We start from the raw sequence: 24,601 nt of genomic DNA on the forward strand, positions 1-24,601 counted from the left end.
AATAATGTTTAATAAAAAAACTGTTCAAAAATTACTCTTTGAACAGTTTATTGCTAATTATTTATTTTGAAAAATAAATTACAAAGCGCGATTCATTTTTTCTTTAATCTCAGCCAAACAAAGGTTGTTAATACTTCCTTCGTGTGTATGTTTAGTTGCTTTAGGTGATTCGTATGAGCCAGTCTCTAATTGTTCGGCTACAGCTTTGTAAGCGTCTCTAAACGGCATACCTGCTACTACCATTTCGTTTAAGGTATCAACAGTAAACAAATAATCGTATTTTTTATCGTTTAAGATATTATCTTTTACTTTAATGTCTTTAATTGAGAAAATCGAAATATCAAGGCAAGCTTGTAAGTTTTGAATGGCTGGAAATAACCCTTCTTTCAATAACTGTAAATCACGGTGGTAACCACTTGGTAAATTATTGGTTATTAATGTGATTTCATATGGTAAAGCTTGAATTTTATTGCACTTTCCACGAATTAGTTCAAATACGTCTGGGTTTTTCTTATGAGGCATGATGCTTGAACCCGTTGTTAAGTGTGCTGGCAAACCTATGAAGTCAAAATTTTGACTCATGTACACACATACATCCATAGAGAATTTGGCCAAAGTAGCTGCAACGCTACTCATAGCAAATGCTAATGTTTTCTCAGATTTACCACGACTCATTTGTGCGGCAACCGAATTGTATTTCAACGTTTCAAAACCTAATTCTTTGGTTGTAAAAGTTCTGTTGATTGGAAAAGAGCTTCCATAACCAGCTGCAGAACCTAATGGATTTTGATCCACTACTTTCAATGCAGCATTCAACATCGTAATATCGTCAATCAAAGTTTCAGCATAAGCAGAAAACCACATTCCGAATGATGACGGCATTGCAATTTGTAAATGGGTGTATCCAGGTAATAACACATTTTGGTGTTTTTCAGCCATTTCCATCATTAAGTCGAACAAGGTTTTAACTTGTTGCTTTAAGTCGGTTACAACGTCTTTTAAATACAAGTTTACATCGACCATTACTTGGTCATTACGGGAACGAGCAGTATGTATTTTTTTACCTGCATCGCCAAGTTTTACAGTAAGTAAATATTCGATTTTGGAGTGAACATCTTCAAAACTATCTTCAATTACGAAGTCTCCCTTAGCAATATCAGCAATGATATCATTCAAAGCGGCTACTAATGAATTGGTTTCGTCAGTGGTTAGCAAACCTATTTCACCTAGCATTTTTGCGTGTGCAATTGATCCTAGTGCATCGTATTTAGCTAGAACTAAATCTAGTTCACGATCGTTCCCAACAGTGAATTGTTCAATTTGCTTATCAGTTGGTATTCCTTTTTCCCAAAGTTTCATAGTCAATTTTTTTATCGTAGGGACAGCTCGAGAGTTGTCCGCACATCATTATTTTTGTAAAATCAGCGAAGGGACAGGTCGCGACCTGTCCGTACAGCATTATTATTTTAAAAAATCCCCTAAGATTTTAATATACAAATCAATTCCTTCTTCAATTTCGTTTAAGTAGATGAATTCATCCGCCGAGTGAGAACGCAATGTGTCTCCAGGTCCTAATTTCAAAGATTTACAACTCAAAACCGATTGATCTGAAAGGGTAGGAGAGCCATAAGTGGTTCTACCCAACGCGATTCCGGCCTGAACTAATCCATGTGCTTCAGGGATTGAAGAGGCGTTTAAATGCATCGAACGAGGATTTACTTCGGCTTCCACATTAGCTCTTACGGTTTCTAGAATTTGTGTATTGTTGTAGCAATCGTTTACTCGGATATCGACAACCAAATCACATTCTGACGGTACTACATTGTGCTGTTTTCCTGCATTGATTTGGGTTACAGTCATTTTTACGGGGCCTAATTGCTCAGATATTTTTTCGAATTTATAGTTTTTGAACCATTCCATAACGGCGATGGTTTTATAAATAGCGTTGTCATCGTTTTGATGTGCAGCATGACTTGGTGTTCCCTTTACTTTGACATCAAGTACTAACAATCCTTTTTCAGCAATCGCAAGTTGCATTAAGGTTGGTTCCCCTACAATAGCACATTCCAACTCTGGTAAATGTTTTAAAACACTGTTTAAACCGTTTTTTCCACTGCTTTCTTCTTCTGCCGATGCGACGATAACAATATTGTATGGTAAGTTTTCAGCAGCGTAAAAATGTACAAAAGTAGCCAAAAGAGAAACTAGGCATCCTCCGGCATCATTACTTCCTAAACCGTATAGTTTTCCATCTTCGACGATTGCTTTGAAAGGGTCTTTGGTGTAAGCTTGGTTAGGACGTACGGTGTCGTGGTGTGAATTTAATAAAAGCGTAGGTTTGCTTTTGTCAAATGATTTATTGTAAGCCCAAATATTATTGTTTTCTCTTTCGAAAGGGATGTTGTTTTGAATAAACCATTGCTCTATTAAAACGGCTGTTTGTTGCTCTTCGCTAGAAAAGGAAGGGGTTTCAATCAGATTTTTTAATAATTGGATTGCTTCTTTAGTAAGTGTTTCTTGGTTTTTCATTTTGTTTTTTTTTGGCGCAAGTTTTCAAGTTTACAGTATCATAAAGTTATATACTATAAATCGGAAAACATACGTTTATAATTGAATACTTGTGCAAATGGCATTTGCATTTTGTAACATTTTGTGGTGTCCAATTCTTATTTTTTGAACACCTTTAGACAAGCTATTGAAACAGTTGTCTAATTTAGGTATCATACCAGAATGTATGGCACCTTCCTCTTTTAATTTAGCATAGAGCTCCGAATTGATTTGTAGGATGACCGAATTGTCATCATCAACATCAGTCAAAACTCCTGGTTTTTCGAAGCAATAGTTCAAGGTTACATCAAATACTTCTGATAATGCAATAGCTAATTCACTAGCAATAGTATCAGCATTGGTATTTAATAATTGTCCTTTTTGATCGTGTGTAATGGCGCAGAAAACAGGAGTAATGCCGTTAGTGATTAACGTTTGTAAAAGCGGTGTGTTTACTTTTTGTACATCACCTACAAATCCATAATCAATAGTTGGGTGGTTTCTTTTTTCAGATTGGATTAAATTTCCGTCAGCTCCAGAGAAACCAATAGCATTCGTATTATTGGCTTGTAATTGTGCTACAATTTCTTTGTTAATTTGTCCAGCATAAATCATCACCACTACTTCTAGCATTGCTGCATCAGTAATACGGCGTCCATCCACCATTTGAGGAACTAAGCCTATACTTTTAGCCATTTTAGTAGCCGATTTTCCACCACCGTGAATGAGTACTTTATGTCCTTCAATTTTTGAAAAGTCAGCTAAAAAATGTTTTAATTCATTGGCATCATCAATAATGTTTCCGCCAATTTTCACAAGTGTTACAGATGGTTTATTTTGCATTTTTTAATATTTTTTGAAGTACTAATTGTGCGGCATAAGTTCTGTTATTTGCTTGTTGAATCACGATTGAATTTTCGCTATCAATTACTTCGTCTTCTACAATAACATTACGTCTAACTGGTAAACAGTGCATAAATTTAGCATTGTTAGTCAAAGCCATTTTCTCGGCAGTTATTGTCCAATTGGTATCAGCATTTGTAATTTGACCGTATTCGTTATAATTACTCCAGTTTTTGGCGTAAATGAAATCGGCATTTTCAAAAGCTTTGTTTTGATCGTATTCTATTTTGGAATCTTTGGTGATTTCTGGATTCAATTCGTAACCTTCTGGATGGGTAATCACAAAATCAGCATCTTGTAACTGCATCATTTCCACAAAAGAGTTGGCTACAGCCTGTGGTAAGGCTTTTGGGTGTGGAGCCCATGATAAGACTACCTTTGGTCTGTGTGGTGTTTTGAATTCTTCCATCGTAATAGCATCAGCCAAAGATTGCAACGGGTGGCCAGTTGCACCTTCCATATTCACGATAGGCACTGTAGCGTGTTTTAAGAAACCAGACAATACTATTTCGGCATTGTCTTTATCTTTTTCAACCAAACCAGCAAAAGCTCTGATAGCAATGATATCACAGTATTGCGAAACTACTTCCGCGGCTTCTTTGATATGCTCAGAAGCACCTTGGCTCATGATAGCACCATCTTCAAATTCCAATGTCCATCCTTCACTGGTGAAATTCATCACCATTACATTCATTCCTAGGTTTAAAGCCGCCTTTTGAGTACTCAAACGGGTTCTTAAACTAGGGTTGAAAAACAACATTCCAAGGGTTTTGTGTTTTCCTAGTTTTTTGTGTTTTAGTGGATTTTTTTTAATTTTTAATGCATCTTGAACCCATTGTGATAGGTTGTCGATATTTTTTATAGAAATGTAGTTCATCTTTTTTAATGTTTAATCGGTTAACTGTTTATTTGTTTAACCGATTAACCGATTAAACAAATAAGCTATTCTACACAATCTTAGTAAATGGAATTTTGTTATTTATAGCATTCAATATAAAATTATCATTCAAGCCGTTGACAATCCAAGTTTCAATATTAGCTTCTTTTGCAATGGCTACGGCTTCGATTTTGGATTGCATACCACCGGTACCGTGTGAGGATTTTGAGTCTCCAATTTCCTTTTCCAAATCGTTTAACTCAGCAACCGTTAAAATGGTTTCAGGTTTTCCATTTTGCATGGATTCCTTGGTATAAAAACCATCGGTATTTGTGGCAATTATCAAAATATCGACTTCTAATAACACAGCGGTTAAAGCGGCTAATTTATCGTTGTCGCCAAATTTAATCTCATCCGTAGCAACGGTATCATTTTCGTTGATAATAGGAATGTAATTGTTTTTGACCAAAACATTGATGGTATTGACAATGTTTTTCTTGGTTTGTTCCTTCTCAAAATCAGAATAAGACAACAAACATTGAGAAGTATGCAAACCTAAATCCTTGAAATTCTCATGGTAAATCCGCATCAAATGAGGCTGACCAATAGATGCCAACGCTTGTTTTACAAAAAGTTCTTTATCTTGTTTTTCAAGTTTTACAAACTGTTTGGCAGCAGCAATCGCCCCTGAACTTACGATGATAAATTCATAGTCCTCATTCAATTCGGCTATTTGCATCCCAATATCTTCAATCTTTCCTCTCGAAATATGATTGGTTTCTTTAGTGAGCGTATTGCTACCTAATTTTAATAAAATTCTTTTTTTTGCCATTTTTTTTATTTTGCAGGCGTAGGGACAAGTCGCGACTTGTCCCTACACGCGACCTATCCCTACCTGATTTGTCCTTCGCCGTAAATATACCATTTATTGGTTACCAAATGTTGCAAACCAATCGGTCCACGTTGGTGTAATTTATCGGTACTGATAGCTAATTCACCACCTAAACCAAATTGCCCACCATCAGTAAAACGAGTCGAAGCATTATGATATACTGAAGATGCATCAACATTCTCCATAAACTCTTGTGCTAGACCAGCGTTTTCTGTAATGATAGAAGCCGAGTGTCCGCCACAATATTTATTAATCATTTCAATTGCTGCTGGATTAGAGTTAACTGTTCCAATTACAATTTTGTAATCTAAAAATTCTTCGTACCAAATTAAATCATTTTCAATTGCAGGAACTCCAGTCGCTTTAGCAACAGCATCATCTCCTAAAACAGTTACTTTAAACTCTTTTAATTTGGCTATTAATGCGTTAGCAAAAACTTCCCAGTTAGGTAAATTAACATCAATCAATACTTTATCCAAAGCATTACAAACCGATATGTTTGAGGTTTTTCCGTTGATGATGATAGACATCGCTTTGTCTAAATCGGCATCAGCATTGACATATACAAAGTTATTGCCACGACCGCTTACAATTACTGGACAAGTGGCGTGTTTTTTAGTAAATTCAATCAATTTTTCGCCACCACGTGGTACGATTAAATCGATTCTTTGAGTCGGTTTTTCTAAGAAAGCTTGGGTTTGCGCTCGGTCATAATTCAAATATTCTACCCATTCAGTACTTACGCCATTGCTTTCCAAAGCTTGGTGCCATAGGCTCACAATCTTTTGGTTCGAAAGCAAAGACTCTTTTCCGCCTTTCAACAAAATTTTGTTTCCAGATTTAAAAGCAATTCCACCAGCTTCCACAGTTACATCTGGACGCGATTCATAAATAATCATAATCGTTCCAAAAGCAGCCGTTTTGTTGCTAATGCGCATACCGTTGTCGTGAGTAAATTCATAGCGAACTTGCCCCACAGGATCTTCTTGACTCGCTAATTGTTGTACCGAAAGTATCATTCCGTCCACCTTAGCGTCGTCCACGAGTAACCGTTTCTCCATAGCTAAGTCTTCACCATTATAATTGGCTAAATCTTGTTGATTGATGACTTTCAAAGCTTCTCTTTCTTGTTCCAAAAGTGTCGCCATCGTAGTCAATACAGCGTTTCTTTTTTCTATGGATAATAATGTACTCATATTTTTTTTTACTATATGTTATTCTATTTTGGGCGTGACCCTCCGTAAAAATACCTGACAGCCACTGGCTGTCCTCCTTTTAATTTCAAATCTCACGTAAACCACTTTAGGGGGCCTGATTTAAAATCGTTTTAAATCTGCGAAATCTGCGTGAAAATTATAGCACACAGATTTTAGCAGATTTTTATTTTTAATTTATAACTTAAAATTACTTCAACTCAGCCAAACTCTCTTGCAGTGCCACTACAAAAGTATCAATAGCATCAGTTGTTATCGTTAAAGGAGGTAAAATTCTCAACAAGTTTTTGTTGTTTGCGCCACCGGTAAAAATATGTTTTTCGATAATCATTTTCTTTCTTAAAGCGCTCACGTCAAAATCAAATTCTACTCCTAGCATCAATCCTCTTCCTTTAACTTGTTTGATTTCTGGAATTACTTTTATGGCTTCCATGAAATACGCTTCTATTTTCTTAGCGTTTTCAATTAAGTTTTTGCTTTCAATCACATCCAAAACCGCAATACCAGCAGCACAAGCCAAATGACTTCCTCCAAAAGTAGTTCCTAATAATCCGTAACTTGCTTGGAATTTAGGCGAAATTAAAACGCCTCCAATAGGGAAGCCGTTCCCCATTCCTTTAGCTGTTGTTATAATATCTGGATTGATTCCGTGGTGTTGGTGCGCAAAAAACTTTCCGCTTCTTCCGTAACCTGATTGCACTTCGTCAAGAATCAAAATCACCTCATTTGCTTTACAAATTTTTTCCAAAGCTTGAAAGAATTCGGTTGTTCCTTGGTCTAAACCACCCACACCTTGAATAGGCTCGATGATTACACAAGCGACATCTCCTTTTTTCAATTCGGCTTCCACCAAATTAATTTGATTCAATGGCAAGAACGTCACTACTTGTTGTGCATTGATAGGCGCCACAATTTTAGGATTGTCAGTTACAGCAACCGCAGCCGAAGTTCTTCCGTGAAACGAATTGTCAAAAGCAATTACTCTTGATTTTCCTGTATGGAAGGACGCCATTTTTAAGGCATTTTCATTGGCTTCAGCTCCAGAGCTACATAAGAACAAGCTAAAATCAGTCAAGCCAGAGGCTTTTCCTAATTTTTCAGCTAATTCCACTTGCAATGGATTCTGAATTGCATTCGAGTAAAAACTCAAATTATCCAATTGTTCTTTTACTTTGGCTACGTAATAAGGCTCAGTATGTCCTATAGATATTACTCCGTGACCAGAGTATAAGTCTAAATATTCAATTCCTTTTTCGTCGTAAATTGTGCAGTCCACTGCTTTTACAGGCGTAATAGGGTATAATGGGTAAACGTCAAATAAGTTCATAGTATTCCTCCCCCTAACCCCCTCCGAAGGAGGGGGAATAAATATGTACAACGGGGGGTGTTGCTTTTAGATTCTAACTGTTCTTCTTTTTAAGAGAAAGAACAGTTAGTTCACGATTATATTAATTCATTTTATTTTTTTGATTAGTCGATAAGACTAAAATAATTGACAAAGTATATGAAATAATGCCTCCCTCCCCTTTGGGGAGGGCTGGGGTGGGGATTAAAATCCACACGGTTTCAAGTGTAAGCCAGTTGTTTCTTCGAGTCCAAACATTAAATTCATGTTTTGAACGGCTTGACCTGAAGCACCTTTTAATAAGTTATCAATTGTTGATGTTATTAAAACCCGGTTTCCTTTTTTTAATAAACTGATAATGCATTTGTTGGTTTGTACTACTTGTTTCATGTTGATGTTAGTAGTAGTAACCGTTACAAAAGGTTGGTCTGCATAGAAAGCTTCGTATTTAGCAACTAAATCTTCTAAACTTTCTTCCGATTTTGTGTATAAGGTTGCAAAAATTCCTCTTGGGAAATCCCCTCTATTTGGAACAAAAATTAATTCGTCACTATAAGAAGCTTGTAGCTGATTGATGCTTTGGTTGATTTCGCCCAAATGTTGGTGTTCAAAAGCTTTATAGTGCGAGAAATTGTTGTTTCTCCAGCTAAAATGTGATGTTGGGGATAAACTAACACCCGCACCTGTACTACCCGTAGTGGCATTGATATGAACATCGTCTGTTAGTAATCCTTCGGCTGCTAATGGCAATAAGGCCAATTGAATAGCAGTTGCAAAACAACCAGGATTAGCGATATAATTGGCTTTTTTAATATCGGATTTATTGAGTTCAGGCAAACCGTACACAAATGATTTTCCATCAAATTCCTTGTCTTTAGTCAAACGGAAATCGTTTCCTAAATCAATAATTTTGGTAGTGTCTGAGAATTTGTTGTTTTCTAAAAACGCAATTGATTTTCCGTGTCCTAAACACAAGAAAAGTACGTCCACATTAGGGTTGATGGTGTCAGTAAAATTCATTTCGATATCACCCATCAAATCTTGATGTGCTGTAGAAAGCGGTTTTCCTGCATTGGTTGTACTGTACACAAAATCAAGTTTTGCATTAGGATGAAACATTAGAATTCTAATTAATTCGCCCGCAGTATATCCTGATCCTCCAATTATTCCAATAGTAATCATAATCTCTTTTTTTAAGATTGTCTCTTTGAAAAAAGCAATCTATTTTTAAAACATTTTTTATTTAAACAATTAAGAAATTAAGATTATTAAGCTAAATGAAACTTAATTTCTTAATGGTTTTAAAAGATTGTAAAAGTTTCTTTGAAAACTTAAACTTTCTCATTAGCCCCGATGGCAGTGAAAATCCTTTTCCTTTTTTTTCAAAAGGAAAAGATTGTAACGTACAGCGGGAGGGATGTTTCTTAAAAAGCAAAATGGTTCTGCTCCTAAGAAAACAATTTGTCTTATTCGTAAGTTTCTTTGTTTACTGATGAAAAGATGTTTTGAGCGTTACCCAAAATTTTGATAAATCCTTTAGCATCGTCAGATGTCCAAGCATTGTTCATCTCTCCATATTGACCAAAACCGGTGTTCATCAAGTCGTTTTCAGATTCGATTCCGTCCAAGATAAAGTGGTATGGTTTCAAAGTAACAAAAACTTTTCCGTTCACTGTTTTTTGTGTGTCTTGCAAGAAAGCCTCGATGTTACGCATCACAGGATCCAAAAATTGCCCTTCGTGGAATAACATTCCGTACCAGTTTCCTAGTTGTTCTTTCCAGTATTGTTGCCATTTTCCTAAAGTATGTTTCTCTAACAAATGGTGTGCTTTGATGATGATAAGCGGAGCAGCCGCTTCAAAACCAACTCTTCCTTTGATACCAATAATCGTGTCACCCACGTGAGTATCTCTACCAATGGCGTAAGCACTCGCTAGTTTTTCAAGAACTACAATGTTGTTTGATGGCTTGTCTTTTTTACCGTTTACAGCGATTAATTCCCCTTCTTTGAATTCAAGAGTTACTTTTTCTTCACCTTCTTTAGTCAATTGAGAAGGGTAGGCTTCGCTAGGTAATGATTGGTGTGAAGTCAAAGTTTCTTTTCCTCCCACACTTGTTCCCCATAATCCTTTGTTGATAGAATATTGTGCTTTTTCCCAAGAATAGTGCACCCCATTTTTGATTAAGTAATCAACTTCTTCTTGTCTTGATAATTTCAAGTCACGGATAGGCGTGATGATTTCGATTTCCGGAGCAATGGTTTGAAAAATCAAATCAAAACGGATTTGGTCATTCCCAGCACCTGTACTTCCGTGAGCAATGGCAGTAGCTCCAACAGATTTAGCGTATTTAATCGCTTCAATCGCTTGAAAAACACGTTCAGCACTTACTGATAATGGGTAAGTATTGTTTTTTAATACATTTCCAAAAATCAAGTATTTAATAGCTTTATCGTAATATTTGTCTAAAATAGTAAGGTTAGCGTGTTTAGCGCTTCCTAATTCGTAGGCTCTGTCTTCAATAGCTTGTAGTTCTTCGTCGTCAAAACCACCGGTATTAATTAAAACCGTATGAACTTCGAATCCTTTTTCATTTTTTAAATACTTTAGACAATATGAGGTGTCAAGACCTCCACTATAAGCTAATACTACTTTTTTCATTTTAATTGTTTTTTTTCCTCCCCCCAGCCCCCTCCAAAGGAGGGGGTGACTTTGTCGATGTTACTTTGTCGATGTTACTTTGTCGATGTTACTTTGTCGATGTTACTTTGTCGATGTTACTTTGTCGATGTTACTTTGTCGATGTTACTTTGTCGATGTTACTTTGTCGATGTTGTGTTGTCGATGTTGCTTTTTAAAGTTTCATTTTCATTATAACTTTGTAAACGTGACTTAGTCTTTTTTAAGGGATATTAATGATGTTACTATTTTTATTTATTATCCTTTTTGTCTTTTTTTTCATTTTTGTTTTGAAGAAAAAGCGCTTGTTTTATTGCTTTTAATCGGTTCCAAATACGCACATTGAATGGGTGTTTGGGTGGGTCTTTTGGTTTTTCTTTTGGGTCGTACAACATTCCTGTACACAAACACATTTTGTTGTCTTTGCTTTTTAGAATTTCATAATTGGTACAGGTTTGACATCCTTTCCAAAAACTTGGGTCGGTTGTTAATTCTGAAAACGGAACCGGTTTGTATCCCAAATCCGAATTGATTTTCATTACAGCTAAACCAGTAGTGATACCAAAAACTTTGGCTTCTGGATATTTCTTTAATGAATAATCAAAAACAAAGGTTTTAATCCTTTTGGCTAAGCCTAAATTTCTGTAATCAGGATGTACAATTAATCCTGAGTGAGCCACAAATTTACCGTGTTGCCAACTTTCGATATAACAAAAGCCAGCAAATTTGCCATCTGCTAATGCAATAACGGCATCTTTGTTCTCCATCTTTTTTTGGATATACTCAGGCGTTCTTTTTGCAATACCAGTTCCTCTTAGCTTAGCCGAAGATTCTATGGTTTCGCAAATTTCTTCTGCATATTTAAAATGCTTTTCCTCAGTAATAACTATATCAATATTCATCTAATGATTTGATTTATTAGGTTGTGAAACAAGTTGTTGTTCATTTTTCAAAATGCAAACAAGTGTACTAGGACTTTGTTTCCATGTAAATGGAGACAAAATTAAATTATAAATAATGTTTTTAGGATTTGTTAATCCAATACTACTAGATAATAGTTGCAGTTCCAATATGAAAAAAATGAAAAATGAATAAATTATGATAGCCCCAAACATAATGAATACTATACTAATAGTATCCGTACCTCGGGAGAGGTTGCGGGTTTGTTCATCCGTGAATTAGAAGTAATATGTACACGTGTGTTATTCATAGGCGCAAAAGTACAAATATTTTTGAAAAAGAGCAGTATGATTCGTTTTTTTCTAACATTTTTTTAACTGGCTGTTGTTTATTTGGAATTAAAGGACTATTGATTAAATTTATATTTTGATACAATATTTTTTAATTTTTGTTTTAAATCTTCACCTGTATCATAAACCATTTGCTGGCTATCTGGAAACGGCACTACTTTGTTGTTAAAATATCCCATATAATTGTCATCAGCAGCTCGACGATCACCTTTGTAATTAGAGTAAATGTTTTCAAATATAAATTCACTGCTTAAAGGGAAAGATTGTAGTAATTGTTTGTTTTTGATATTAAAAAAGTCAACTTTGGCTGTGATTAAACTCGATTTTAATTGTCTGATTTCGTATATTTTAACAGTTGCTTTTATAATGTTGTCGACTAAAACTTCTTTGCCTTTATTGTCTAAGACTACTTTTCCTTTGTCGTCTAAAAGTTTCTTTTGGCCGTCAATTATTTGGCGCTCTTTAATGAATTCTCTTTCTTTGATTTGTTCAGGTGAAATTTGAATATCTCTAAAACTCAAAATCATTTCATAGTCATAGGTTATTCCTTTAGTTTTGGCACTGTGGTAAACGGTCCATTTATCATTAATTCCATAGGTGTTAAAGTCCATTAAATCATTTAATAAACGACTAGGAATGATCATGTTGGTTTCATTTTTGGTGTAAACCATCACAAAATCAGTTCCTTTGAATTGTGCTTCGTCAATTAATTTATTGGTGTCTTTGTAGTTGGGATTGATTTTGTTAAGATAATTTAAATCGTCAAAAGCTTTTCTAAAATCCAATTTGTCTTTTGATGCTAATAATTTTTTACTGTTGTTGTAGAGGTAAACAGAAAGTTCGTTTCGGCTTTCTACGATTTGATTATTGTAGTTACTAAAAGGGAATTTTGCATTTCGACCTTCTTTCATTAATTTCAAAGGAAGCAGTGGGGTAATGCTTTCTTGTCTACTGTTTAGAAGTAAATAGGTATTGTATATTTTTTCTAAATGTGCGGGATTACCATCTTTAGTTAACAAATTGATAGTATTTAGGTCTCGTTCTTTAGCTTTTGCAAATGCTTCCTCAAGCATATAAATATAATCTTGTTTGCTTTTTTTGTCTTTATAGGTGCCAATATTTGAAATTGCATTATTGATAGCTTCGTCATAATTTCCTGAAACAAGCATGTTTCGGGTGCTTTTTACGCCACAAGCAGTTACAATTAGATATAATAGGCTAAAAAGGAGTAGTTTTTTCATCTTTAAAATTTTAAAGTGACAAATATATTTTATTAAGACACAAAATCAAAAGGAATCCAAGAACATATATGCTTAATTACGTTTTAATAGGGCTTTTTAAGGTGTTAAAATACTATTTAATAGAATGAGTATTTTTTTGTACTTTTGCACAAATTTTTTAAATAAAAACACATTCATGTTAACAGTTAATAATTTATCGGTTCAATTTGGTAAACGAATTTTGTTTGACGAAGTAAATACAACCTTCACACACGGAAATATTTATGGCGTTATTGGTGCTAATGGTGCTGGAAAATCTACTTTTTTAAAAATTATTTCAGGTGATATGGATCCTACATCAGGACATGTTCATTTGGAACCAGGAAAAAGGATGTCGGTTTTGAACCAAAATCACAACATGTTTGACGAACATACAGTGCTTGAAACCGTTTTGATGGGAAACAAAGTATTGTATGCTGTTAAGAAAGAAATGGATGAGTTGTATTTGGATTACAACGATAAAAATGCAGATAGAATAGGGGAGCTTCAAGTCCAATTTGAAGAAATGAATGGATGGAACGCTGATTCTGATGCTGCATCTATGCTTTCAAACCTTGGAATTACAGAAGATAATCATTATACTTTGATGGCTGATTTGGAGGGTAAAATTAAAGTACGTGTCCTTTTGGCGCAAGCTTTATTTGGGAATCCAGATTTGTTGATAATGGATGAGCCTACCAATGACCTGGATTTTGAAACCATTGCATGGTTAGAGAATTTCTTAGCGAATTATGAAAACACCGTAATTGTGGTTTCTCACGACCGTCACTTCTTGGATGCGGTTTGTACTCATATTTCGGATATTGATTTTGGTAAAATTAACCACTACTCTGGAAACTATACGTTTTGGTATGAGTCTAGCCAGTTAGCGGCAAAACAACGTGCGCAACAAAACAAAAAAGCAGAAGAAAAGAAACAAGAATTGGAGGAATTTATTCGTCGTTTTAGTGCGAATGTTGCGAAGTCTAAACAAGCGACTTCTCGTAAAAAAATGATTTCGAAATTGAATATTTCTGAAATTAAACCATCTAGTCGTCGTTATCCAGCGATTATTTTTGACCAAGACCGTGAAGCGGGTGACCAAATTTTGAATGTACAAGATTTAAGTGCTTCTGTAGATGGAGAATTGTTGTTTAAAGGAGTAGATTTGAATATGGCTAAGGGAGATAAAATTGTTTTATTTTCAAAAGACTCTAGAGCAACTACTGCTTTTTATCAAATTTTAAATAATAAAATGAAAGCAGATGCAGGAACTTTTGATTGGGGTATTACAACTAATCAAGCATATTTACCGGCTGAGAATCATGACTATTTTGAAAATGATTTGACTTTGGTAGACTGGTTGCGTCAATGGGCTAAAACGGAAGAAGAGCGTGATGAAGTATATATTAGAGGTTTCTTAGGAAAAATGATTTTCTCAGGAGAAGAAGCACTAAAAACAAGTCGAGTATTGTCTGGGGGTGAAAAAGTACGTTGTATGTTGTCACGTATGATGATGGAACGTGCAAATATCTTGATGCTTGATGAACCTACGAATCACTTAGACTTAGAGTCGATTACAGCTTTCAATAATTCATTGAAAAATTATAAAGGATCTGTGATTTTTACAACACATGACCATGAGTTCGCTCAAACTGTAGGTAACCGTATTGTTGAATTAACTCCAAAGGGAGTAATTGACCGTTATATGACTTTTGATGAATATTTAGATGACGAAAAAGTTCAGGAATTAAGAGTGAAAATGTATTCTTAATTTGAAAATTAAATAAACTAAAAATGCTCCTTTACAGATTTAAAGGAGCATTTTTTATTTTCGACCCAATAGCTTAATCGCAAGGTATATTAGGGCAACCATTACTACTACGGATATAAAAATTCCAAATCCCATTCCAGCTTTGAAAATTCCACCAATGATTTCACAACTGGAGAATGTAAATAAAACTAAGTGTAAAAGGGCGATTCTTGTGACTGTTTTTTTCATGACTTTGAATGTTTCGTTAATTTCGAACTAATTACTATGTGAAATTACAAAGCTCTTGATAAATGCTCTTATAAAATTTTACTTAAAAGTTTTAAGATTTATGTAAAGCAAAAGATTCAATTATGAGTTGTTAAGGAGTTGTTGTTTTAATTAACAATGTCTTAGAATAGTCAGTCAATGCTTTTATTTCTTTTTATAATCATTACCTCAATATTTTAAAAAATAGTGTATTTTTGCAGCACCAAACATTATATCTACTATGAGTCAAAAAGTATTACTTAATGCAAAAGAAGTTACTATCATACTCCATCGTTTGGCCTGTCAATTGATTGAAAAACATCTTGATTTTTCAGATACGATATTAGTGGGGATTCAGCCACGAGGTGTTTTTTTAGCAGAACGATTAAAACAAATTCTAGAAACGGAATACAATGCTCCTGAGATTACTTTGGGTTATTTAGATATTACTTTTTTTAGAGATGATTTTCGAAGAAAAGACAAACCATTGGAGGCAAATAAAACGAAAATCAATTTTATTGTCGAAAACAAAAAAGTCATATTTATTGATGATGTATTGTATACAGGGCGAAGCATAAATTCGGCTCTTACTGCTATACAATCTTTTGGTCGACCTTCTGAAATTGAATTATTAGTTTTGATAGACAGACGTTTCAGTCGTAATTTGCCTATACAACCTGATTATAGAGGCCGACAAGTAGATGCAATTAATAACGAAAAAGTAAAAGTAAGTTGGATAGAAAATGAAGGTGAAGATGCTGTGTATTTAGTGACAAGCTAAGTATTAGTCTCGTTACTATTATCCAAACTTTAAAAAAATAATAAGACTATAAAAATGAAAGAATTAAGCGTAAATCATTTATTAGGAATTAAGTACATCAATAATAATGATATTGACCTAATATTTGAAACTGCCGATCATTTTAAAGAAGTTATTAATCGACCTATAAAGAAAGTACCTTCCTTACGAGATATTACCATTGCTAATATTTTTTTCGAAAATAGTACAAGAACGAAACTTTCATTTGAATTAGCACAAAAGCGTTTATCTGCAGATGTTATTAGTTTTTCTGCTGCACAATCTTCCGTTAAAAAAGGCGAAACATTAATTGATACAGTAAATAATATTTTATCTATGAAAGTAGATATGGTGGTAATGAGGCATTCTAACCCCGGAGCTGCTTATTTTTTATCAAAAAACGTAAAAGCTAGTATTGTAAATGCTGGTGATGGAGCTCATGAACACCCAACGCAAGCCTTATTAGATAGTTATTCTATTCGTGAAAAACTAGGTGATGTAGGAGGGAAGAAGGTAGTTATAGTGGGTGATATTTTACATTCAAGAGTTGCACTTTCTAATATTTATGCTTTGCAAATGCAAGGTGCTGAAGTTAAAGTATGTGGTCCAAAAACCTTGATACCAAAACATATTGAATCTCTTGGGGTTACTGTCGAACCAAATTTGCGTAAAGCACTAGAATGGTGTGATGTGGCAAATATGTTACGTGTTCAAAATGAAAGGATGGATGTAAATTTCTTTCCATCAACTAGAGAATATGCACAGCAATATGGTGTAGATAAAGCTTTATTAGATTCACTAGATAAGGAAATCGTAATTATGCATCCAGGACCTATTAATAGAGGAGTTGAAATTACTACTGATGTTGCTGATTCTCAGCAATCAGTAATCTTAAATCAGGTTGAAAATGGGGTAGCAATTCGTATGGCCGTAATTTATCTTTTGGCGTCAAAAATTAAATAATTAAAAATTCCTTAGTACCTTAGCATAACAGTAATTTTAAATTTAATAAAATGAAAGTAGAAGAAAAAGGACACACGTTCATTATTAAAGATACTCAAGGAGATTTAATGGCGTTTTTAATGAAGATTACTCATCAATATAAAACTTACGAAAAGCATAATATTATTATTGACCTTTTGCATCATAAAGAAGTAACTGTTGACCAAGCTAAATTATTTTTACCTCTATCTAAGCAACATAAAAAAGCTTTAAAATCATTTGTTATTGTGATTAGTGATTTTGATTATAATGCAATACCCACTAAGTTAACTGTAGTGCCTACATTACTAGAAGCTCACGATATCATCCAAATGGAAGAAATTGAAAGAGATTTAGGATTCTAAGAATGGTTAATTGTTTATTTGTTTAACTGTTTAATCGATTCTTACTTGACTTTTTAATCTTTAACGGTTTACCAAATTTGCAAATAAACGAATAAACATAAAATTGAAATTAACGATACTAGGCTGTTATGCAGCTACTCCAAGAACACTTACTAATCCTACTTCTCAAGTTTTAGAAATAAAAAACAGATTGTTTTTGATTGATTGCGGAGAAGGAACGCAGGTTCAATTGCGAAAAAATAAACTCAAATTTTCAAAAATAAACCATATTTTTATTTCCCATTTGCATGGGGATCATTTTTTTGGACTAATTGGATTGATTTCAACTTTTAGTTTATTAGGTCGTACAACTGATTTACATATTTACGGGCCTAAAGGGATTAAAGAAATTGTTCTTTTACAACTCAAATTATCGAATTCATGGACCCAATATGGGTTGAATTTTTATGAGTTAAATTCAACTAAAAGTGAAATTGTTTTTGAAGATGAAAAAGTTACGGTTAAAACAATTCCGTTGAAGCATCGCATTTATACGAATGGTTTTTTATTTCAAGAAAAAATTGAAAAAAGAAAATTAAATATTGAAGCTGTAAAACAGTATGAAATTGATATCTGTTATTATCAAAATATCAAAAACGGGAGAGATATTGTACTGGACAACGGTCAAATTGTAAAAAACAAGGAGTTAACTTTTGATCCTGTTGCTCCACAGAGTTTTGCCTTTTGTTCTGATACAGTTTATAATGAAGCAATTATTCCATTAATCAAAGATGTTGATGTGTTGTATCATGAATCCACTTTTTTAGAATCCGAAAAAATATTAGCCAATAAAACAATGCATTCCACAGCAATTGAAGCCGCAACAATTGCAAAGAAATCTAATGTAAAGCATTTAGTATTAGGTCATTATTCGACAAGATATGATAGTATCGCGTTATTTGAGGAAGAAGCTAAAACTGTGTTTTCAAATGTGCTGTTAGGAGATGACGGAAAGAGTTTTGAATTTTAATATTGTATTATTGATTCTCTAAAATTTAAACAAACAATGAAAGATATAAGTAATTATCGAAAATCTTATGAAAAAAGTGAACTCTTAGAATCTATGATTCCAGAGGATCCAATTAATCTTTTTAATCGATGGTTTCATGAAGTAGAGGATTTTGGAGGTAATGAGGAAGTAAATGCGATGACAATTGCAACAATTGGTTTGGATGGTTTTCCTAAATCAAGAGTTGTATTATTGAAAAGATTCTCAGAGGAAGGTTTTATATTTTATACCAATTATAATTCTGAAAAAGGAAAAGCAATTCTAAATAACCCTAATGTTTGTTTGTCTTTTTTTTGGCATTCGATGGAAAGACAGGTAATTATTAAAGGAAAAGCAGAAAAGACAACAGAAATTATCTCCGATAATTATTTTGATTCAAGACCTGATGGAAGTAAATTAGGCGCTATTGTTTCTAATCAAAGCCAAGTGATTCCATCTCGAGATTATTTGGAAAATGAATTAAAAAAAATAGAAAAGGATTTTGAAAACAAACCTATTTTACGACCAAAAAATTGGGGAGGTTTTATAGTCAGTCCTATTGAGGTTGAATTTTGGCAAGGAAGGGCTAATCGTTTGCACGACAGAATTCGTTATACTTTACAGCAAGATTATTCGTGGAAAATAGAACGTATGGCACCCTAATTTTATATTAATCATTTATTATTTATATTCATTTAAAGGAACTTTTTTGTAAGTTCCTTTTTTTTGTAACTAAATTGATATAAAAGAAGCTTATTTTTGTAAGAAAAAGTTATTCTATTTATTTAAATTGTGTAGTTTGTCGATTTTATTACGTGTTTAATCGATGTTTTATATATGTTTGTGAAAGAAATTATAACAAAGCATTTAATAACATTTTGAAGAGTTTGCCCCACAATCTACTTTAAACTTAAACTACTATTATTATGAAAACAAACTTACTTCGTCTAGCATTACTAACAGTAGTGATCTTTACAATGAATTCTTGTTCTTCTGATAAATCTGAAGAAGCTTCAATTGAAGCTAGTAATCTTACAGCAAAAGTTGTTGACTATAGTTATAATGATATTGAATTGGCAACTATGACATTGATAAATGAATATAGGGTAAGTCAAGGATTAAATCCATTAGAGAAAATTAATCATATTTCCTTTAAATCAGAGCAACATGATGACTATATGATTGCTAATAAGGTTGTAAATCATAATGATTTTGTTTCACGTTCAGAAAATATTATCAAGGTTTTAGGTGCTAAGACCGTAGGTGAAAATGTAGCTTACAATTTCAATACACCAGAATCAGTAGTAGCAGCTTGGTTAAATAGTCCAGCACACAAAGAAAATATTGTTGGGAATTATACTCATTTTGGAATTGCTATTAAATCAGATCCAGTGACAGGAAAGAAGTATTATACTAATATTTTTGCAAAAATATAAATCAATAATTATTAAAAATAATAAGCTTTCAAAATTGAAAATATATTGTTTTTAGGAAATAGTTAATTTATTATATTACTAGGTAATTTTTTATTGTTTCATAATTAGGCTATTGAAATGACTTCAATAGCTTTTTTTTGCAAAATACATTTCTCAACTTGTATTTGGCTTTTTAATAACCTGATGGCTTTAATATACTTTAAAATAGCTAGTGAAGGACTTTTGATAATTACTTGTTTTTAAACTTCAGACTCTTTTTGACTTCTTGTGCATATTGTCTTAACTACCTGAATCCTTTTCTACCATTTTGTTTGACTTATGTAATAATTCTTTTTATACAGCTTAAGCCATGAATCTATATGGTTTAAATATCATTTTTTAAAATTACTACTATGAACTTTTTTAGGTACTATTTTCTCTATTAAGACTCAGTTTTTTTATAAAATAGAGTTATGAATTATGGTATGTGAATCTTATTTAATCAGATTTTTTTTTATTCTAATTATGTTTTGCATCCGTAAACATCACTTCATAGTAGGAAAAATACATAAATTTTATTTAATTTATGTATTTCATCGATTTTATTACGCTTTTAATCGATGTTTTATTTATGTTTGTTAAAGAAATTAAAACAAGGAATAAATAATCATATTAAAGAGTTTGCCCCACAATCTACTTTAAATTTAATCTACTATTATTATGAAAACAAACTTACTACGTCTTGCATTACTCACAATAGTAATCTTCACAATGAATTCTTGTTCTTCTGATAAATCTGAAGAAGCTTCAATTGAAGCTAGCAATCTTACAGCTAAAGTAGTTGACTACAATTATAATGAATTAGAATTAGCGACTATGGTATTAATTAATGAATACAGAGTTAGTCAAGGATTAAATCCATTAGAAAAAATTAATCATATGTCTTTCAAATCAGAGCAACATGATGATTATATGATTGCAAACAAAGTTGTAAATCATAATGATTTTGTTTCACGTTCAGAAAATATCATCAAGGTATTAGGAGCTAAAACTGTAGGTGAGAATGTTGCTTATAACTTCAAAACGGCAGAATCAGTAGTTGCAGCCTGGTTGAATAGTCCAGCACACAAAGAAAATATAGTTGGTAATTACACTCACTTTGGAATTGCTATAAAATCAGATCCAGTAACGGGTAAAAATTACTATACTAATATCTTTGCTAAGATTTAAATTTTATTAGTTTTTTACATATGTAAGTGTCTCATTTGAGGCACTTTTTTTATGTATACTACTTAAGTGTTTCATTATCATAACAATTATTATTTGTGAGAATTTGTAGAATGAATCTATTTATCCAAAAAAAAAACAGTATCAGAAAAATTATAGAAATCTGTTAAAATCATGTATTTCATCGATGTTTTACATTTGTTTAACTAAAACATATGTATGTTTGGTCCCATCAAATTTATAAACAAAGGTGCAGATGAATTGAAAATTACGTAATTAATTTTTACATATTTTATGAATAGAAATGTTTTTAGTGTTCTCATAATGAGTTCGCTAGCTTACGTAATAACCTCTTGTTCAACTAATGCTTTAAACGATACCGAAGTATTATTTAATGATGAAAATACTCTTCAGAGAAATATAATTTATAATTATACTCAAACGGAACTGGAAACATTAAATGTAATTAATGAATACAGGAAAAGTTTAGGATTAACTACCTTACAAAAAATAAATTATATATCGACTAAATCAGCTGAACATGATGATTATATGATTTCTATGAATGTTGTAAGTCATGATAATTTCATTGTTCGTTCTGAGGATATAAAGAATGTTCTTGGGGCTGAAACTGTGGCTGAAAATATTGCTTGGAATTTTAATTCTGCAGAATCAGTAGTAGCTGCTTGGTTAAAAAGTGAAAGTCATAAAAAGAAGATCATGGGAAATTTTACTCACTTTGGAATTGCTATTAAAGCAGATCCAACGACAGGGAAAAATTATATTACTAATATTTTTGCAAAGATTAATTAGTTTCTCATAAAATCAAAAACCTCGAAATGAAAATTTCGAGGTTTTATAATGTGTTTTCGTGTATAAACGGTATCCTTACAAATCTGTAATTATAAATTCACTACGTCTGTTTTCTTGGTGTTCTTCTTCAGAACATTTCACACCGTCAGCACAATGGTTTACGAGTTGGTATTCCCCATATCCTTTACCCGTAAGTCTATTAGAACTTACCCCATTTTTAACCAGCCATTCGATGGTTGATTTGGCTCTTCTGTCCGATAAGGCTTCGTTGTATTTGAAAGAAGCTCTACAGTCAGTATGTGAACGAATATCAAGTTTCATATTAGGATATTGTTTTAATACATCAAGGATTTTTTCGAGGTCTAGAGCCGCTTCATGTCTGATGTTTGATTTGTCAAGGTCAAAATAAATCATTTTGATACCAAAACATTTTCCTAAATCATCACCTACAGCAACTTTACAGCTAATTTTTTCTAAAGCAATATTGAGTTCGGTTTGACCATTTTCTTTACCTACCGTTATATTTGCTTCATTGGTATTGTATTCTGGTTTTTCGGCTCTTACATAGTATGTTTTTCCACATTCAACCATAAAGGAATAGTTTCCTTTGGCATCAGACATTATGGAAGATATTTCGTTGAATTTTTTATCAAAAAGACTCACCTTAGCATTAGGAAGGGCTTCTTTAGATTCTATGTCTGTAATCTGTCCAAATAATTTTTGATCACAAGTTAATTTTTTAGTTTCTAAGAATTTATAGATATCATCATATCCTTGTCCGCCATCTTTATTAGAAGTGAAAAAACCTCTTCGAGATTTACTATCGATTAGATAAGCAAAATCATCTTTGGGAGAATTGATATCGGCTCCTACGTTTTGAACCTCATTGAAAGTTCCATCTTCAAATATTTTAGAAACAAATACATCCAATCCTCCTAAGCCAGGATGTCCATCTGAAGCGAAATAGATTTCGTTATCTTCACTAATAAAAGGAAACGTTTCTCTACCCGGAGTATTGATTGAGTTTCCTAGATTTTCAGGATTTCCATAGGTTCCATCCTCATTTATTTTGACTTTAAACAAATCTGATAATCCTAAGGTACCAGGCATGTCTGAGGCAAAATACAATGTTTTTTCGTCAGGACTCAAAGCTGGGTGTGCAGTAGAGTAGTTGTCACTATTAAAAGGCATTTCAACAATTTTGGCCCATTTGTCGTTTTCTAAAGTAGCCTTGTAAATTTTAATTAACGTAATATCGTTTCCATTTTTACCTTTTTTCCCCTCGAGATAGTTGTTGCGAGTAAAGTACATGGTTTTCCCATCTTTAGTAAAAGCAGGAGTTGCTTCATGGAATTTAGAATTTATGTTTTTATCAAATTTACTAGGAGCACCCGGAGTCATTTCTTCGCCCAAATCAGCCATATACAAATTAGTGAAATACTGATTAGTCCAAGTGTGTTTGCGTTGCCCTAAACTCCCCGTATCTCTAGCAGAAGAAAAAACGATTTTATTGAGATAAACCGCAGTACCATAATCTGAATATTTGGAGTTAATACCTGCATCTTCAACTTTATATCTTCCTGAGTTTGCTTTTATTTCGGCAAGGTAGTTTCTATTTTTCTTAAAAAGCTTGGCCCGTTTATCATCACCTGATAATTGATTGAATTTTTCCATCATTGCATCAGCTTGTTTGTTATCCCCAATGGCTTTTAGCGATTGCGAATATCTATAATAGTATTCAGGTTGCAACTCAGTTTGCATAGCAAATAATTCACCATACCATTTAGCGGCATTCTCTAACTGAGCATTAAAGTAATAGGCATTCCCCAATTTTTGAAACATCTCGGCTGATTTATATCCTTTCTCAGCGATTCTTTCATAGGTTTTTATGGCATCAATGTAGGCAAAGTTGTCATATTTTTTGTCAGCCGCAGCAAGTCTAGCTTTTTGCGAATAAATGTTTAGAGAAAAAACACTTATTATAGTTATGTAAAGGAGTATATTCTTTTTCATAATAATTGATTTTAGAAGAATCTTGGGGTTGTGATTTTATCGTTATTTTTGAAAATCTCATAGCGCAAGAAAATTTCATGAGAACCAGAGTTGTAATTATTCAAGTTGGTTGTTTCTCTATCATATCCATATCCAATGTACATTGCCTCTGAGATTTGGAAGCCTACCATTGCACTTAGAGCCGCACTCCATCTGTATGAAACCCCAACCATAAATTTGTCATTGAATAGGAAGTTTCCAGAAATATCGGTTTGCAAAGGAGCACCCGTTACCATTTTAGTGAGAAGAGCCGGTTTGAATTTGATATAATTATTCAAGTCAAATATATAACCAGCAATTAAGTAATAGTTTATTTTCTCCTTAAAAAGAGCTACTTCATTATCGTCATATCGATTGGTTTGAATGAAGTTAGGAATAGAAAAACCTACATAGGCTTTATCAGAATGTAAGTATAGACCAGCTCCTATATTAGGATTGAATTTATTGAAACTTTGTAGGGTAGGGTCAGCTTGGTTTACAGGGTTTAATCTACTGTTATCTAAGCTAAATAAGTTGGCAGTTGCTTTGATTCCAAAAGAGAGTTTAAAAATCTCCGAAGTAGGAATGGTATAAGACAAATCAGCCGAAATAGTATTCTCATCAATAGGTCCAATTCTATCATTGATAAGAGATACCCCAAGTCCAAGTCTACTTTCATTCAAAGGGGTATTGATTGAAACCGCATTGGTAACAGGAGCTCCATCGAGTCCTACCCATTGAGTACGATGCAAAGCAAAGATACTCATAGCTCCTCTAGATCCAGCATAAGCAGGATTCACATTGATTGTGTTGTACATATACTGAGTAAATTGCGAATCCTGTTGTGCAAAACTTACTATTGCTGTAAACATCAAAACGAAAGAAAGTATTTTTGTTTTCATTTGGCTTAAGTTTTAAACCTGAGGACCAAAGTCCTCAGGAATTAGATTTGAGTTAT

At 33.2% G+C, this 24,601-nt stretch carries 23 protein-coding genes; 9 read left to right on the forward strand and 14 right to left on the reverse strand.

What is annotated here, in order from left to right; translation table 11 throughout:
- Positions 1-78 precede the first annotated feature (78 nt).
- From argH to SLW70_RS10875, 11 genes are all read right to left on the reverse strand, one after another.
- Positions 79-1,359 carry an argininosuccinate lyase gene (gene argH, locus SLW70_RS10825; protein ID WP_320888390.1) on the reverse strand — a complete coding sequence of 427 codons (1,281 nt, stop codon included), beginning with the start codon at positions 1,357-1,359 and terminating at the stop codon, positions 79-81.
- A 102-nt stretch (positions 1,360-1,461) separates the two neighbouring features.
- Complete coding sequence (locus tag SLW70_RS10830; RefSeq protein WP_320888392.1) at positions 1,462-2,529, reverse strand: M20 family metallo-hydrolase; 1,068 nt, start codon at positions 2,527-2,529, stop codon at positions 1,462-1,464.
- Positions 2,530-2,604: 75 nt separating this feature from the next.
- Entirely contained in the window at positions 2,605-3,390 is a 786-nt protein-coding gene (gene argB, locus SLW70_RS10835; protein ID WP_320888393.1) for an acetylglutamate kinase, read from the reverse strand.
- A complete protein-coding gene (locus SLW70_RS10840) occupies positions 3,380-4,327 on the reverse strand; it encodes an N-acetylornithine carbamoyltransferase (RefSeq protein WP_320888394.1) in 948 nt (315 codons plus the stop codon). Before SLW70_RS10840 ends, argB begins: the two co-directional genes overlap by 11 nt.
- A gap of 70 nt (positions 4,328-4,397) precedes the next feature.
- Positions 4,398-5,159, reverse strand: coding sequence for a glutamate 5-kinase (gene proB, locus SLW70_RS10845; protein WP_320888395.1), 762 nt, complete (start codon positions 5,157-5,159; stop codon positions 4,398-4,400).
- A gap of 59 nt (positions 5,160-5,218) precedes the next feature.
- Positions 5,219-6,415: a glutamate-5-semialdehyde dehydrogenase gene (locus SLW70_RS10850; RefSeq protein WP_320888397.1), complete on the reverse strand. Its 1,197-nt coding sequence runs from the start codon at positions 6,413-6,415 to the stop codon at positions 5,219-5,221.
- A gap of 208 nt (positions 6,416-6,623) precedes the next feature.
- Positions 6,624-7,760: an aspartate aminotransferase family protein gene (locus SLW70_RS10855; protein ID WP_320888398.1), complete on the reverse strand. Its 1,137-nt coding sequence runs from the start codon at positions 7,758-7,760 to the stop codon at positions 6,624-6,626.
- A gap of 222 nt (positions 7,761-7,982) precedes the next feature.
- Positions 7,983-8,960, reverse strand: a complete 978-nt coding sequence (gene argC / locus SLW70_RS10860; RefSeq protein ID WP_320888399.1) for an N-acetyl-gamma-glutamyl-phosphate reductase — start codon at positions 8,958-8,960, stop codon at positions 7,983-7,985.
- 284 nt (positions 8,961-9,244) lie between these two features.
- On the reverse strand, positions 9,245-10,438 hold the full coding sequence (locus SLW70_RS10865; protein ID WP_320888401.1) for an argininosuccinate synthase: 1,194 nt from the start codon (positions 10,436-10,438) through the stop codon (positions 9,245-9,247).
- A gap of 269 nt (positions 10,439-10,707) precedes the next feature.
- Positions 10,708-11,358, reverse strand: a complete 651-nt coding sequence (locus SLW70_RS10870; protein ID WP_320888402.1) for a GNAT family N-acetyltransferase — start codon at positions 11,356-11,358, stop codon at positions 10,708-10,710.
- Between the two features lie 404 nt (positions 11,359-11,762).
- Positions 11,763-12,947 carry a hypothetical protein gene (locus SLW70_RS10875; protein WP_320888403.1) on the reverse strand — a complete coding sequence of 395 codons (1,185 nt, stop codon included), beginning with the start codon at positions 12,945-12,947 and terminating at the stop codon, positions 11,763-11,765.
- Between the two features lie 175 nt (positions 12,948-13,122).
- Here SLW70_RS10875 and SLW70_RS10880 point away from each other — a divergent pair, with 175 nt between their 5' ends.
- Positions 13,123-14,739 carry an ABC-F family ATP-binding cassette domain-containing protein gene (locus SLW70_RS10880; RefSeq protein WP_320888404.1) on the forward strand — a complete coding sequence of 539 codons (1,617 nt, stop codon included), beginning with the start codon at positions 13,123-13,125 and terminating at the stop codon, positions 14,737-14,739.
- A gap of 54 nt (positions 14,740-14,793) precedes the next feature.
- Here the strand turns inward: SLW70_RS10880 and SLW70_RS10885 are convergent, their stop codons facing one another.
- Positions 14,794-14,967 (reverse strand): hypothetical protein, encoded by a 174-nt coding sequence (locus tag SLW70_RS10885; RefSeq protein ID WP_320888405.1) that lies wholly within the window; start codon positions 14,965-14,967, stop codon positions 14,794-14,796.
- A 259-nt stretch (positions 14,968-15,226) separates the two neighbouring features.
- On the opposite strand from SLW70_RS10885, the gene pyrR reads away from it, so the two are divergent.
- From pyrR to SLW70_RS10925, 8 genes are all read left to right on the forward strand, one after another.
- Complete coding sequence (pyrR, locus tag SLW70_RS10890) at positions 15,227-15,766, forward strand: bifunctional pyr operon transcriptional regulator/uracil phosphoribosyltransferase PyrR (protein WP_320888407.1); 540 nt, start codon at positions 15,227-15,229, stop codon at positions 15,764-15,766.
- A 54-nt stretch (positions 15,767-15,820) separates the two neighbouring features.
- Positions 15,821-16,747 carry an aspartate carbamoyltransferase catalytic subunit gene (locus SLW70_RS10895; protein ID WP_320888408.1) on the forward strand — a complete coding sequence of 309 codons (927 nt, stop codon included), beginning with the start codon at positions 15,821-15,823 and terminating at the stop codon, positions 16,745-16,747.
- 50 nt (positions 16,748-16,797) lie between these two features.
- Positions 16,798-17,130: a ribonuclease Z gene (locus tag SLW70_RS10900; RefSeq protein WP_320888409.1), complete on the forward strand. Its 333-nt coding sequence runs from the start codon at positions 16,798-16,800 to the stop codon at positions 17,128-17,130.
- A gap of 103 nt (positions 17,131-17,233) precedes the next feature.
- Positions 17,234-18,139 carry a ribonuclease Z gene (locus SLW70_RS10905; protein ID WP_320888411.1) on the forward strand — a complete coding sequence of 302 codons (906 nt, stop codon included), beginning with the start codon at positions 17,234-17,236 and terminating at the stop codon, positions 18,137-18,139.
- A gap of 36 nt (positions 18,140-18,175) precedes the next feature.
- Positions 18,176-18,820 (forward strand): pyridoxamine 5'-phosphate oxidase, encoded by a 645-nt coding sequence (gene pdxH / locus SLW70_RS10910; protein WP_320888412.1) that lies wholly within the window; start codon positions 18,176-18,178, stop codon positions 18,818-18,820.
- Positions 18,821-19,083: 263 nt separating this feature from the next.
- Entirely contained in the window at positions 19,084-19,593 is a 510-nt protein-coding gene (locus SLW70_RS10915; protein ID WP_320888414.1) for a CAP domain-containing protein, read from the forward strand.
- A 699-nt stretch (positions 19,594-20,292) separates the two neighbouring features.
- Complete coding sequence (locus SLW70_RS10920) at positions 20,293-20,802, forward strand: CAP domain-containing protein (protein ID WP_320888415.1); 510 nt, start codon at positions 20,293-20,295, stop codon at positions 20,800-20,802.
- A 321-nt stretch (positions 20,803-21,123) separates the two neighbouring features.
- Positions 21,124-21,612 (forward strand): CAP domain-containing protein, encoded by a 489-nt coding sequence (locus tag SLW70_RS10925; protein ID WP_320888417.1) that lies wholly within the window; start codon positions 21,124-21,126, stop codon positions 21,610-21,612.
- 75 nt (positions 21,613-21,687) lie between these two features.
- Here SLW70_RS10925 and SLW70_RS10930 read toward each other — a convergent pair whose 3' ends face one another.
- Both SLW70_RS10930 and SLW70_RS10935 read right to left on the reverse strand, forming a co-directional pair.
- Positions 21,688-23,625, reverse strand: a complete 1,938-nt coding sequence (locus SLW70_RS10930) for an OmpA family protein (RefSeq protein WP_320888418.1) — start codon at positions 23,623-23,625, stop codon at positions 21,688-21,690.
- 11 nt (positions 23,626-23,636) lie between these two features.
- Complete coding sequence (locus SLW70_RS10935) at positions 23,637-24,545, reverse strand: type IX secretion system membrane protein PorP/SprF (protein ID WP_320888419.1); 909 nt, start codon at positions 24,543-24,545, stop codon at positions 23,637-23,639.
- Positions 24,546-24,601 lie beyond the last annotated feature (56 nt).

The organism is Flavobacterium sp. NG2 (assembly GCF_034119845.1).
In the GTDB taxonomy this organism is placed as follows: Bacteria; Bacteroidota; Bacteroidia; order Flavobacteriales; family Flavobacteriaceae; genus Flavobacterium.